Below are 12,933 nucleotides of genomic sequence, written 5' to 3'. Positions count from 1 at the left end.
AGCTTGGCGCTCAACGGCAACGGCGTGACCGGCATCGTGATGGTCTCGCTGCTGGTGTGCCTGATCCCGACCACCATCGGTGCGCTGCTGTCGGCCATCGGCATCGCAGGCATGGACCGCCTCGTGCAACGCAACGTGCTGGCCATGTCGGGCCGCGCCGTCGAAGCGGCGGGCGACGTGAACACCCTGCTGCTGGACAAGACCGGCACCATCACGCTGGGCAACCGGCAGGCCGCGGCCTTCGTGCCGCTGCCAGGGGTCACAGCCGAGGAGCTTGCCGACGCGGCGCAGCTGTCCAGCCTCGCCGACGAGACTCCGGAAGGCCGCTCCATCGTGGTGTTCGCCAAGCAGGAATACGGGCTGCGGGCACGGACTCCCGGCGAACTCGATACGGCGCACTGGATCGAGTTCAGCGCCATGACCCGGATGTCGGGCGTCGACCTCGGCGAGCACCGGCTGCGCAAAGGCGCCGCCGGAGCCGTGGCCGAATGGATCCGCACCGAAGGCGGCCGCATCCCAACCGAACTCGGCGACATCGTCGACGGCATCTCGGCGGCGGGCGGCACTCCCCTGGTGGTCGGACGCGTCGTCACCGGCGACACCGACCCCACGAAGGCCGAGGTGCTCGGCGTCATCCACCTCAAGGACGTCGTCAAGCAAGGCATGCGTGAACGGTTCGACGAGATGCGCCGCATGGGCATCCGCACAGTGATGATCACCGGCGATAACCCGTTGACCGCCAAGGCCATTGCCGACGAGGCCGGTGTCGACGACTTCCTCGCCGAGGCCACCCCCGAAGACAAGATGGCGCTGATCAAGAAGGAACAGGCCGGCGGACGGCTGGTCGCGATGACCGGTGACGGCACCAACGACGCTCCTGCCCTGGCGCAGGCCGACGTCGGCGTGGCGATGAACACCGGCACGTCCGCGGCCAAAGAGGCCGGAAACATGGTCGACCTCGACTCCGACCCGACCAAGCTCATCGAGATCGTCGAGATCGGCAAGCAGTTGCTCATCACCCGCGGCGCATTGACGACGTTCTCGATCGCCAACGACATCGCCAAGTACTTCGCCATCATCCCTGCGATGTTCGTCGCGTTGTTCCCCGGGCTCGATCTGCTGAACATCATGCGCCTGCACAGCCCGCAGTCGGCGATCCTTTCCGCGGTGATCTTCAACGCGATCATCATCGTCGCGCTGATCCCGCTGTCGCTGCGGGGCGTGCGCTACACACCGAGCAGTGCCTCAAAGCTGTTGAGCCGCAACCTCTACATCTTCGGGCTCGGCGGGATCATCGCCCCGTTCCTCGGTATCAAGCTCATCGACCTGGTCATCCAACTCTTCCCGGGGATGTGACATGAGATTCTCCAGCATTGTTCGTCAACACACCGCGGCGCTTCGGGCGCTGCTGGTCCTGACTGTCATCCTCGGCCTCGGCTATCCGCTGTTCATCTGGCTCGTCGCCCAGATCCCAGGCCTACGCGACCAGGCCAACGGCTCGATCATCGAGGCACACGGAAACCCGTTGGGCAGCAGCCTTATTGGGCAGTCGTTCACCGACAGCGACGGCAAGCCGTTGCCGCAGTACTTCCAGAGCAGGCCGTCGGCCGCCGGAGACGGCTACGACCCGATGGCCACCAGCGCAAGCAACCTCGGACCCGAGAGCGTCGTCGACACCCCTGACAAGCCAAGCCTGCTCACCCTGGTCTGTCAGCGCAGCGCCGCTATTGGCGAACTCGACGGTGTCAACGGAGCCAGGCCGTTCTGCACCGGTGACGGTGTCGGCGCGGTGCTGTCGGTAATCGGTCCACGCGACGCGCGCGGCAACATCGTCCACCCCACCAAGGTGGTCAGCGTCAACGAACCCTGCGACACGACGCCGACGCCGTTCGTCAACACCTACGAAGGCGTGCGCGTCGAGTGCGCCACGAGCGGCGAGGACTACAGCGCCGGGCAGATCGTGCCGGTACGCGGGGCGGCCGCCGCCGATCCGCAGGTACCCGCCGACGCCGTCACCGCCAGCGGCAGCGGTCTGGATCCCGACATTTCGTTGGCCTACGCAGATATCCAGATCAATCGGGTGGCCGCCGCCCGCGGTGTCAGCGCAGACCAGATCAGGCAGGTCGTCGCCGACAACTCCGCAGGCCGCATCCTCGGCTTCATCGGCGAACCCCGCGTCAACGTGCTGGCACTGAATATGGCGCTCGATCACCAGTTCCCAGGTGGATGATGGTTAAGTGACGTCGCCCGACTACAAGCGCAAGCGTGGTGAGCTGCGCATATACCTGGGCGCCGCCCCGGGCGTCGGCAAGACGTACGCGATGCTCGGTGAAGCGCATCGCCGGCTGGAACGCGGCACCGACGTCGTCGCCGCGGTCGTCGAGACACACGGCCGCAAGAAGACCACCGACCTCATCCACGGCATTGAACTGGTGCCGCCGAAGTACATCCCCTACCGCGGCAGGCAATTCCCTGAGCTCGACGTGGACGCGGTGCTGAAACGCCAGCCTCAAGTGGTGCTGGTCGACGAGCTCGCCCACACCAATACTCCCGGCAGCAAGAACCCGAAGCGTTGGCAGGACGTCGACGAGCTGCTCGACGCCGGGATCACGGTGATCTCGACGGTCAACGTGCAGCACCTGGAAAGCCTCAACGACGTAGTCACGCAGATCACCGGCATCGAACAGCAGGAGAGAGTGCCGGACGAGGTGGTCCGCGCCGCCGACCAGATCGAACTGGTCGACATCACCCCGGAAGCATTGCAGCGCAGGCTTGCTCACGGCAACGTATATGCGTCCGAGCGCGTCGACGCGGCGCTGTCCAACTACTTCCGGCGGGGCAACCTGACCGCACTGCGAGAGCTTGCGCTGCTGTGGCTGGCCGACCAGGTCGACGCCGCGCTCGAGAAGTACCGCGAAGAGAACAAGATCACCGACACCTGGGAGGCGCGCGAACGCGTCGTCGTCGCCGTCACGGGCGGGGCCGAGTCGGAAACCCTGGTGCGCAGGGCATCTCGCATCGCATCGAAGTCCAGCGCCGAGCTGATGGTCGTGCACGTCGCGCGGGGCGACGGACTCGCAGGCGTTTCGGCACCGCAGATGGGTAAGGTGCGCGAGCTTGCCAGCAGTCTCGGTGCCACCCTCCATACGGTCGTCGGTGACGACGTGCCAAGCGCGCTGCTGGATTTCGCACGCGACGAGAACGCCACCCAGCTCGTCCTCGGCACCTCTCGGCGGTCGCGGTGGGCGCGCATCTTCGACGAGGGCATCGGCGTGTCGGTGGTGCAGCAGTCGGGGAAGATCGACGTCCACATGGTCACCCACGACCAGGCGCCGCGCGGCTTTCCGTGGTCGCGACTGTTGCCGCGTGACCGCCATGTGGTGTCTTGGCTTGCCGCCGTTGCCGTTCCGTCCGCGATCTGCGCACTAATCGTCGGGCTTCTCGACCCGCTGCTCGGAGTCAGCGGCGAGAGTGCGCTGTTCTTCATCGGAGTGCTCGTCGTCGCGCTGCTCGGCGGTGTTGCGCCCGCCGTGCTTTCCGCGGTCTTGTCCGGGCTGCTGCTGAACTACTTTCTTGTCGAGCCGCGCTACACCTTCACCATCGCCGAACCCGACAGCGCCGTCACCATCGTGGTGCTGCTGCTCGTAGCCATCGCGGTCGCCGTCCTTGTCGACGGGGCCGCGAGCCGTGCCCGGGAAGCCAGGCGGGCATCGCAAGAAGCCGAACTGCTCGCGCTGTTCTCCGGGTCGGTGTTGCGCGGCGCGGATCTCGACACATTGCTGGAGCGGGTTCGTGAGACCTATTCGCAGCGCGCCGTCAGCCTTCTGCACGAAGGCCCCGACGGATCCGCGATCGTCGGGTGTGTCGGCAAGGATCCCTGCGTGAACGTCGACACCGCCGACACCGCCATCGAGGTGGGCGACGACGAATACTGGATGCTCATGGCGGGCAGGAAGTTGGCCGCCCGCGACCGCCGGGTGCTGGGGGCGGTCGCCAAACAGGCGGCGGGTCTGGTCAAGCAGCGTGAACTCACCGAGGAGGCCGGTAAGGCCGAAGCCATCGCACAGGCCGACGAGTTGCGCCGCTCTTTGCTTTCGGCGGTCAGCCACGACCTGCGGACGCCGCTGGCTGCCGCGAAGGCCGCGGTCTCGAGTCTGCGCAGCGACGACGTCGACTTCTCCGCCGAAGACACCGCCGAGCTGCTGGCCACCATCGAGGAGTCGCTCGATCAGCTCACCGCGCTTGTCGGCAACCTGCTCGACTCGTCGCGCCTGGCCGCCGGTGTCCTGCGTCCAGAGTTGCGCCGGGTGTATCTCGAGGAGACGGTGCAACGTGCACTGCTCGGAATCAGCAAGGGCGTCACCGGTTTTCGTCGCCGTGGACTGGACCGGGTGAAGGTCGACGTCGCCGATGCCGTCGTGATGGCCGACGCCGGCCTGTTGGAGAGGGTGCTGGCCAACCTCGTCGACAATGCGCTGCGATACGCCCCGGACAGCCCCGTGCGGGTGACTGCTGGCCAGGTCGGTGACCGCGTGTTGATCGCGGTGATCGACGAAGGGCCGGGCATACCGCGCGGCACCGAGCAGACGGTGTTCGCGCCGTTCCAGCGGCTCGGCGACCACGACACCAGCATCGGTGTCGGCCTTGGCCTTTCGGTCGCCCGCGGGTTCGTCGAGGCGATGGGCGGTGCGATCTCCGTCACCGACACTCCCGGCGGTGGACTCACCGTCGAAATCGACCTGGCCGCACCGAAGGACGCGTCATGACACGGGTGCTCGTCATCGACGACGAACCGCAGATCCTGCGGGCACTGCGCATCAACCTGTCGGTGCGCGGCTACGACGTCAGTACAGCCGCCACGGGAGCCGACGCGCTGCGCGAGGCCGCCGACCACCGTCCCGACGTCATCGTGCTTGACCTCGGCCTGCCCGATATGTCCGGGATCGAAGTGCTTGCGGGACTGCGTGGTTGGCTGACCGCGCCGGTGATCGTGCTGTCCGCCCGCACCGACTCGTCGGACAAGGTCGAAGCGCTGGATGCCGGCGCAGACGATTACGTCACCAAACCCTTTGGCATGGACGAATTCCTGGCCAGGCTTCGGGCGGCCGTGCGTCGCGGCGCGGCGGCCTCCGACACCGACGAGCCCGTCATCGAGACGTCGTCGTTCACCGTCGACCTGGCCGCGAAGAAGGTGACCAAGAACGGCTCGGAGGTCCACTTGACCCCCACCGAATGGGGCATGCTGGAGATGCTGGTCCGCAACCGCGGAAAGCTCGTCGGCCGCGAGGAACTACTCAAAGAGGTGTGGGGCCCGGCCTACGCGAAGGAGACCCACTACCTGCGGGTCTACCTGGCGCAGCTGCGGCGAAAGCTGGAGGACGATCCGTCGCGCCCGGTGCATCTACTCACCGAGGCGGGAATGGGATACCGCTTCCAGCAGTAAAGGCGTTCAGCATCCAAGCTCGACGACAGCGGCGGCGACGATATCGCCCGCAGCGGACACTGAAACCCTGAGATCTTTCTGGACCACCTGGAGCGCGTTCGCGGAGCTCATGCCGCCGCTGGTTGCGCTGCAGACAGTTCGCCCCGCGGAAAGCAGCTGCTCGGATGTCAGGAACGGGTACTCGGCTTGCAGCTTCTGCACGTAGGCGCCTTCGTCAGCCGCGGCCGGCGCTGCAAACGCTATTGACGCCGCCATGGCTGCGATCAAGAGCCGACCTACGCTGGACCACATTGCAGGGAAGACCTTCGCTAAGTGACTACTTACTCTTGGTAAGAGTCCACTTTACTAGTATTTCTAAGTTCACGCCACTTCACCGCGCGACTGAGTCGGGCTCATTCTGGCTCTGCCCGACGTTCCGCCAGTGCAGCCAGCCTGGCCGTGCATTCCCGGTTCCTCGGGTATGCCGCGGCCAGCGCCAGTCGGCGGGGCACCCAGTTGAGCGGTCCGCCGACTGGCACCTCCGCCATTTCGATGCGGCAGCCGTCCGGGGTGTCGAACAGCCGCAACGTGATTCGTGCGCCCCCGAACGGCCGACCCTTGGCGTGCAGGACCAATTCCTCATTCGGGATGGAGGTCTCGACCACTGTCTCGTCGTTCAGCACCACGGGCCAGACGCCGATCGTGTGATGGATGGTGCTGCCAGGTGCCGGCCAGTTGGGGTCGACCGCTCGCATGCGGGTGTTACCGACGACCCACTGCGAGTACGTCCAGCCATCGGCGATGACGTTCCACACTTGCTGCCGGGTCGCCGTGGTGTCGCGTCGCACGGTCAACGAGCTGTCCACTGCTGCTGGAGAAGACTCCATTTTGCAACTCCCTTCAGGTTCGGCCCGACAGGACGGGAGATCAGCTGGCTTGCCACCGCCCTGACCGCCTCCATCGCCACTGCTTTGGCCATGGTGGCGGGCTACCCGAGAGCTAGTACGCGAAAACGCCCAATCTTCAGCGGCTGGTTTCCTCGGCAAGCGCAATGAGCTTCGCTCGCACCAGATCGGGCCGCTCGTCGACGATGAAGTGCGACGCGTCCGCCGTTTCCAGCGTGTAGTCGTCGGCATTGGCGGTTTCGGGCGCGACGAACGATCGGTCGACTGCGGCGTCGCCCGTACCGAACAGCGCCCGGATTGGCACGGTCGCGCGCCGCGTCTCCGGATTCCTTGCGCCCTGGGGTATCTCGCGAAGCAGGAACGTGCGGTACGTATCTCGGCCGGCGCGGGCGCACACTGGGTCGCGGAAGCGGTCGGCGTAGACACGGGCCGTTTCGGGATCGATGTTGGATCCGATCTTGAAGGCGAGGTTGACCAACTTCGTGTGCCGCTGCAGCGGTACTCCGGCCGTCGCGAGCACTACCTGATACCAGAGGCGCCACAGATGCGGCGCCAAGGTTCGCGGTGACACCCAGGGGTGCGCCATGTTCAGCGCGAGATAGCCGTCGAACCGCTGCGGCTCCCCCAGCACCATGATGTAACCGACGAAGCCGCCCCAGTCATGACCCACGAGCAGCACGCGGTCGAGGCCGAGCGCGTCGATCAGCGCCAGCACGTCGCCCGCCACATCGTCCTTCGCCCATCGATGCGGCGGCGGCCCTGACCAGCCGTAGCCGGGCAGGTCGGGCGCGATGATGCGCAGCCCCGGCGGCGGGTCGGCCAGCAGATCTCGATACTCCCAGTGGTGCTGCGGCCAGCCGTGCAGCACGACGACGGGCCGCCCGTCTGGCGGACCGGCCTCGGTCACGTGAAATCGCACGCCGCGGGCCTCGACGAACGACCGGCGCACGCCTTCGATGGGCGGCGGTTCGGCGGTCATAAACGGAGCATAGAGAAGAGCCGTCGCGCTACCGTGCCGTTATGGCCGGATACCGAGATCTGTTCAACGCCAGCCTCGAGAACCCCACGGCGTTCTGGGCCGACGCCGCGAAGGCGGTGACCTGGACCCGTGAGCCGCAGCGCATCCTCGACGACTCCAATCCGCCCTTCTACCGCTGGTTTCCCGACGGCGAGCTGAACACCTGCGCCAATGCGCTGGACCGCCATGTCGACGGCGGCCGCGCCGAGCAGCCCGCCCTCATCTACGACTCCCCTGTCACCGGATCGCAGCGCACCTACACCTATCGCGAACTGCTCGACGAGACAGCGCGGTTCGCCGGTGCGCTACGCGGCCTCGGCGTCGGCAAGGGCGACCGCGTCGTGATCTACATGCCGATGGTGCCCGAAGCGGTGATCGCGATGCTGGCGTGCGCGCGGTTGGGGGCGGTGCACTCGGTGGTGTTCGGCGGGTTCGCGGCCAACGAACTCGCCGCGCGCATCGACGACGCCCGCCCGGCCGCCATCGTGTCTGCCTCCTGCGGCGTCGAACCGACCCGCACCGTCGACTACAAGCCAATGCTCGACCACGCGCTGGACATCGCTGAACACGCCCCGCCGGTGTGCGTCATCCTGCAGCGTGAGCAGCAGCCCTGCCAGCTGACGGCGGGCCGCGACCTGGACTGGCGCGAGCTGATGACGGATGCCCAGCCCGTCGACGCTGTCCCGGTCGCGGCCACCGATCCGCTGTACGTGCTGTACACCTCCGGCACGACCGGCAAGCCCAAGGGCATCGTCCGCGACAACGGCGGGCACGCGGTGTCGCTGCTGTGGAGCATGCGGAATGTCTACGACACCCAGCCCGGCGATGTGTATTGGGCCGCTTCCGATGTGGGCTGGGTGGTCGGCCACTCCTACATCGTCTACGGACCACTGCTGCTTGGCGCGACGTCGGTGCTCTACGAAGGCAAGCCGGTCGGCACGCCGGACGCGGGCGCGTTCTGGCGGGTCGCCTCCGAGCACGGGGTTAAGGCGTTGTTCACGGCGCCGACGGCGATCCGAGCGATCAAGAAGGAAGACCCGGACGGCCTGCACCTCGGCAAGTACGACCTGTCGGCGCTGCAGTACCTGTTCCAGGCCGGCGAACGGCTCGATCCCGGCACCTACCACTGGGCGTCGGAGAAACTTGGCATTCCGGTGGTCGACCATTGGTGGCAGACGGAGACCGGCTGGGCGATCGCGGCCAACCCGGTGGGCGTCGAGCCGCTGCCGATCAAACCTGGTTCGGCGACGGTGCCGATGCCTGGCTACGACGTACGGATACTGCGACCCGATGGCACCGAATGCGACGCCAACGAGGAGGGCGCGATCTGCGCGAAGCTGCCACTGCCCCCTGGCACGTTGCCGACCCTGTGGGGTGCCGATGACCGCTACGTCTCCGCGTACCTGTCGGCGTTCGACGGCCATTACCTCACCGGCGACGGCGGCTACATCGATGAGGACGGCTACCTGTTCGTGATGGGCCGCACCGACGACGTGATCAACATTGCGGGACATCGCATGTCGACGGGATCGATAGAAGCGGTGCTGGCGGGGCATCCCGCCGTCGCGGAGTGCGCGGTGATCGGCGTGGCCGACGAGCTCAGAGGTCAGGTCCCGCGCGGCTTCGTGGTGCTCAAGGCCGGGGCGACGGCCGATCGGCTGACCGACGAACTGATCTCGGCGGTGCGCGAAAACATCGGCGCCGTCGCGTGTTTCAAGCTCGTCGACGTCGTCCCCGCGCTGCCGAAGACCCGCTCGGGCAAGATTCTGCGCAAGACCATGCGCGGCATCGCCGACGGCCGCGACGAACCGGTGCCGTCGACCATCGAGGACCCGGCGGTGCTCGACGCGCTCAAACCGATTCTCATGCGTTGACACTGCGCGTATGGCGCGAAAACACAAGGAACGCACGCCCTGTGCGCAGAGTCAACGCCCGGTTCAGCCGAATGCGTTGTTCAGCCGCTGCTTGAACACCTCGTCGAAGCGACGATAGGTGCTGCGCAATGCATGTCCCGGCCAGTGCCGCGGGATCAGCTCGGCTGGCAATAGCGGGTCGAGCTGAAGATGACGCACCACGGTGACGGAGAGTTCGAACAGATAGGTGAAGGCCCCCACCGCTTCGATGTCGAGCTCGTCGCGCATAGCGGAGGTGAGCCTGCGGGCATCGACCGCCCAATCATCAAGATTGAACAGCGATCTCACCGTCTCGGCGGGAATGTCGGTGGCGGCGCCGTGGAAGTGCACACATTGCCGGTCCAGCACAGCGCGCAGCGTCGGCAGGCGCTCCCGGTCCAGGTTGTCGGGCCGAAACCAGATTCCTTCACGTAGCTCGGCGAGGTGTAGCGCCGTGGCGGCCTTACGGAGCGCGAGCCGATCGGCCGCCGACCGGCGTTCCCGCGAGACGACAGCCAGCTCCCAGGTGCCATCCCACGGCGGGGCAGCCGTGTCGTCGGTCCTGGCTGCCTCGTCGACGCGTTGTCGCCGCTCGAGCAACCGCCCCGCGAGCGCATAGGTGCCGTCGTCGCCGACGAGTTCCCCGCTGGAGACCATCCGCCATAGGCAGGTGCGGGCCGCACCGTCGCTGATACCGAACAGCGAGGCCATCTCGACGAGTTCCCCGACCGACAGGTGCGGTTGGTCGGCGCCAAGCAGGGCGGTCGCGAGCACGGACCGCGCGCTCAGCGGACGATCGCCGATCAGGTCTGCCACGCGGGCACGTCGCTCATCGAGTGTGGTTGCCGGCACCCGCCCATCCTTGCCTATCTCACAGAGTTGTTGACGCGTGGCGATCATAGTGTGATACTCCCACAGTATGGGCACTCCGACAACGACGTCGGTGGCCGAGGATGTGGAGATCGTCCGCCGCATCCTCGCGCACATCGACGCAGGCACGACCGACGAAGGTGACGCATGGCGGGAGCCGGTCGAGAACTACTTGGACCCAACCCGATTCACCAAAGAGCTGGAGGTTCTGCGCTCGTTTCCGAGCGTGTTCCTACCGTCGGCAGCCATCCCCAACGCCGGCGACCACGCCGAACGCGTCACCTTCGGCGTGCCGCTGTTCGCCGTGCGCGGTCGCGATGGTCGGGCGCGGGTGTTCCGCAACTCGTGCAGGCACCGTGGGATGGCCCTCGTCGAAGGGCCTGGTTGCTCGCACGCGTTGGTGTGCCGCTACCACGGCTGGACCTACCGCCTCGACGGCTCGCTCTCGCATGTCCCACACGCCGAGGCATTCCCCGACCTGGACATGCCCACCCGGGGACTGGTCGAGGTCGACAGCCGTGAGGTCGACGGGCTGATCGTCATCGGCCCGCTGCAGCCGCCGGCGTCGCAACAACACGCCGATGCCGCGATGGCCGCCTTGACCGACGGCAGCCCGTGGCGCGACAAGCTGCTGCCGGCACAGCGGCTCTTCGCCGTGAGGCCAGCCCTGCGCGCGATGAACTGGAAGGTTCTGGTCGAGCAGTTCCTCGAGGGCTACCACATCCGCACGACGCACAAGGACACCTTCTATCCGATCCAATACGACGACCTCAACGTGGTGGAGTCGTTCGGCCCGAACACCCGAATCACGTTCCCGTATCAGAACATTGAGCGACTTCGTGATCGGCCCGAATCGACCTGGAACGTCGACCATCGCGTGACGTACGTGTATCACCTGTTCCCGAACGTGATGGTCGCGACGTTCCCCAATCAGGTGCTGGTGATAACCATCGACCCGATCGACATCGACCACACCACCGTCACGATCTACGCCATGGTCACGCCTGGTGTGGCCAAGCGTGTGTCGGCCAACCCCGACGCGGTCACGGGAGCGCGCGACCTGCTGAACGAGGGCGGCGTGGAAGACAACGAGATGTCGGAAGGTGTGCAGCGTGGGTTGCACGCCGGCGCGAACACTTTCGTGGAATTCGGTCGGCACGAGAGCGCGATCGGGCGATTTCACGCCACCCTGGACGAGAGGCTGACCTGTAACGCATGAGCGACTACGAGCACCTGATCTACGAGCAGCGTGGCCCTGTCACCGTCATCACGATCAACCGCCCGCAACGCATGAATGCCATTGGGCCGCAGACACATCGGGAGCTCGTCGACGCCTGGGGCCGCTTCCGCGCCGACGACGACGCGCTCGTCGGCGTCCTCACCGGCGCAGGCGATCAGGCCTTCTGTGCGGGCGGTGACCTGAAGGCGGCACTCGCCGGTGAACTGGACGTCGACGCCAGCCCTGCCGACGGCGTGCTGGGCCCGTCGCGATGGACCCACATTTACAAGCCGACGATTGCGGCGGTCAACGGCATCGCCTACGCGGGCGGACTGGAGTGGGCGTGCTGGACCGATCTCGCGATCGCCGACGAGCACGCCACCTTCGGCGTCACATGCCGACGGTGGAACATCGGGCTGGCCGACGGCGGCACCCAACGGCTCACCCGCATTCTCGGGTATCGCCGCGCGATCGAGCTGATCATCACCGGACGGGTCATCGACGCGCGGGAAGCCGAACGCATCGGCCTGGTCAACCAGGTCGTGCCGAAAGGGACGTGCCTACAGCGAGCGATCGAACTCGCCGAGACCGTCGCCCGTCTGCCCCAGCCGGCCCTGCGCAGCGACCTCGAGGCGGCCCGCATCGGGCAGGGCCTGCCCCTCGACGAGGGGCTGCGCGTCGAGGCCCAGTGCTTCAACCGGTCGATCGTCGCGTCCGAAACCTATGAGGGCCTGCGCCAATTCAATGAACGCGACCATCCTGATCGCCGCGCCGGCACCGCCCCGGTGACGCCGGGGCTGGCCCGTTCCGTCTAACCAGACATCGCGCCGAGCCGGGCGAGCTCACTCTTCGCGTGGCGCTCGACCAGCAAGGGCACGAAGTCCCGCACGGGTCTGTCGTCGTATCGGGAATGGACGTCGCGAACCACAGTCGACACCGTCGACGTCGAAATGGTGGGGTACTGAGAAGTCAGACGCACGATTATCTGGTCGATGACCGTCTGTTCGCTCAACTCGATCACCCCAAGAGTTTCTGACGCGTTCACCGATCGGTCAACTTGTGCAGGGGGCGCCAAATGGCAGGCGACGACACCGACGTCATCCCTGCGGCGGGGTGAATTGGCTGAGTGTCAGCTCGGCGCCCTGCGGGTCGCGGATCAAGGCGCTTTTCGTCCAGTCGGTGTCCTGCGACGAAATCACCGTGGCGCCAAGCTTTTCGGCGACGGCCACCGAGTGGTCGCGGTCGGCGACGGTGAACGTCACATGCCAGTGGTCAGGCCCTTGGTCGAGCGGCGCCAGCCAGCCGATCGCGTCGGCGAACCCCGGCGGCGCAGAGATTCCGTCTTGTCGATCCCGAATACCGGGATCGACGGTGGCCGCGAGATGGTCGCCGTAACCGGGCCGCCGGATCATCGTCGCGAAACCCACATCGTCGAATTCCCACCCGAACAGCGGCGCGTAGAACGCCTCCGCTGCCGCGGCGTCCGCGGTGTGCAGATCGCTGAAATTCCAGCTACCGGGCGCATTGGCGACCTGTGCGCCGAGCCGACGACGCGGCTGCCACAGCCGAAAGTGCGCACCGCGCGGATCGACGCAGCCCGCCAGCCG

The 12,933-nt window shown here is 66.7% G+C and carries 13 protein-coding genes; 7 read left to right on the top strand and 6 right to left on the bottom strand.

All coding sequences use genetic code 11. The annotated features are described in order from the left end of the window. The 4 genes from kdpB to VFH65_RS24915 all read left to right on the top strand — a co-directional run. Positions 1-1,356, top strand: a 1,356-nt coding sequence (gene kdpB, locus VFH65_RS24930; protein ID WP_353325165.1) for a potassium-transporting ATPase subunit KdpB, incomplete at its 5' end; no start/stop codon positions are given. A 1-nt stretch (position 1,357) separates the two neighbouring features. After that, on the top strand, positions 1,358-2,230 hold the full coding sequence (locus VFH65_RS24925) for a potassium-transporting ATPase subunit C (RefSeq protein ID WP_353325163.1): 873 nt from the start codon (positions 1,358-1,360) through the stop codon (positions 2,228-2,230). A 7-nt stretch (positions 2,231-2,237) separates the two neighbouring features. Continuing rightward, positions 2,238-4,766 carry a sensor histidine kinase KdpD gene (locus tag VFH65_RS24920; RefSeq protein ID WP_353325161.1) on the top strand — a complete coding sequence of 843 codons (2,529 nt, stop codon included), beginning with the start codon at positions 2,238-2,240 and terminating at the stop codon, positions 4,764-4,766. Beyond that, the gene (locus VFH65_RS24915) at positions 4,763-5,443 is read left to right on the top strand and encodes a response regulator (protein WP_353325159.1); all 681 of its coding nucleotides are present in this window, start codon (positions 4,763-4,765) and stop codon (positions 5,441-5,443) included. Before VFH65_RS24920 ends, VFH65_RS24915 begins: the two co-directional genes overlap by 4 nt. Before the next feature lie 6 nt (positions 5,444-5,449). Here the strand turns inward: VFH65_RS24915 and VFH65_RS24910 are convergent, their stop codons facing one another. From VFH65_RS24910 to VFH65_RS24900, 3 genes are all read right to left on the bottom strand, one after another. After that, positions 5,450-5,698, bottom strand: a complete 249-nt coding sequence (locus VFH65_RS24910) for a DUF732 domain-containing protein (RefSeq protein ID WP_353325158.1) — start codon at positions 5,696-5,698, stop codon at positions 5,450-5,452. A gap of 137 nt (positions 5,699-5,835) precedes the next feature. Beyond that, positions 5,836-6,309: an SRPBCC family protein gene (locus VFH65_RS24905; RefSeq protein WP_353325156.1), complete on the bottom strand. Its 474-nt coding sequence runs from the start codon at positions 6,307-6,309 to the stop codon at positions 5,836-5,838. Positions 6,310-6,445: 136 nt separating this feature from the next. After that, entirely contained in the window at positions 6,446-7,306 is an 861-nt protein-coding gene (locus VFH65_RS24900; protein WP_353325154.1) for an alpha/beta fold hydrolase, read from the bottom strand. Positions 7,307-7,347: 41 nt separating this feature from the next. On the opposite strand from VFH65_RS24900, the gene VFH65_RS24895 reads away from it, so the two are divergent. Then, complete coding sequence (locus VFH65_RS24895) at positions 7,348-9,219, top strand: propionyl-CoA synthetase (protein WP_353325153.1); 1,872 nt, start codon at positions 7,348-7,350, stop codon at positions 9,217-9,219. 63 nt (positions 9,220-9,282) lie between these two features. Here VFH65_RS24895 and VFH65_RS24890 read toward each other — a convergent pair whose 3' ends face one another. Then, positions 9,283-10,089 carry a PaaX family transcriptional regulator C-terminal domain-containing protein gene (locus tag VFH65_RS24890; RefSeq protein WP_353325152.1) on the bottom strand — a complete coding sequence of 269 codons (807 nt, stop codon included), beginning with the start codon at positions 10,087-10,089 and terminating at the stop codon, positions 9,283-9,285. A gap of 67 nt (positions 10,090-10,156) precedes the next feature. Between VFH65_RS24890 and VFH65_RS24885 the strand changes: the two genes are divergently transcribed. Continuing rightward, complete coding sequence (locus tag VFH65_RS24885; RefSeq protein ID WP_353325150.1) at positions 10,157-11,326, top strand: aromatic ring-hydroxylating oxygenase subunit alpha; 1,170 nt, start codon at positions 10,157-10,159, stop codon at positions 11,324-11,326. Next, entirely contained in the window at positions 11,323-12,141 is an 819-nt protein-coding gene (locus VFH65_RS24880) for an enoyl-CoA hydratase-related protein (RefSeq protein WP_353325148.1), read from the top strand. The genes VFH65_RS24885 and VFH65_RS24880 overlap by 4 nt, the downstream gene beginning before the upstream one ends. Here VFH65_RS24880 and VFH65_RS24875 read toward each other — a convergent pair. Continuing rightward, positions 12,138-12,347, bottom strand: coding sequence for a three-helix bundle dimerization domain-containing protein (locus tag VFH65_RS24875; protein ID WP_353325147.1), 210 nt, complete (start codon positions 12,345-12,347; stop codon positions 12,138-12,140). The two genes, VFH65_RS24880 and VFH65_RS24875, sit on opposite strands and share 4 nt — an antisense overlap. 76 nt (positions 12,348-12,423) lie before the next feature. After that, positions 12,424-12,933 (bottom strand): VOC family protein (locus VFH65_RS24870; RefSeq protein WP_353325145.1); only part of this gene is annotated, 510 nt, incomplete at its 5' end.

It is taken from the genome of Mycobacterium sp. (assembly GCF_035697385.1).
In the GTDB taxonomy this organism is placed as follows: Bacteria; Actinomycetota; Actinomycetes; order Mycobacteriales; family Mycobacteriaceae; genus Mycobacterium.
Note: the sequence above shows the minus strand (reverse complement) of the source record. Positions and strands in the feature narration are given on the sequence as shown.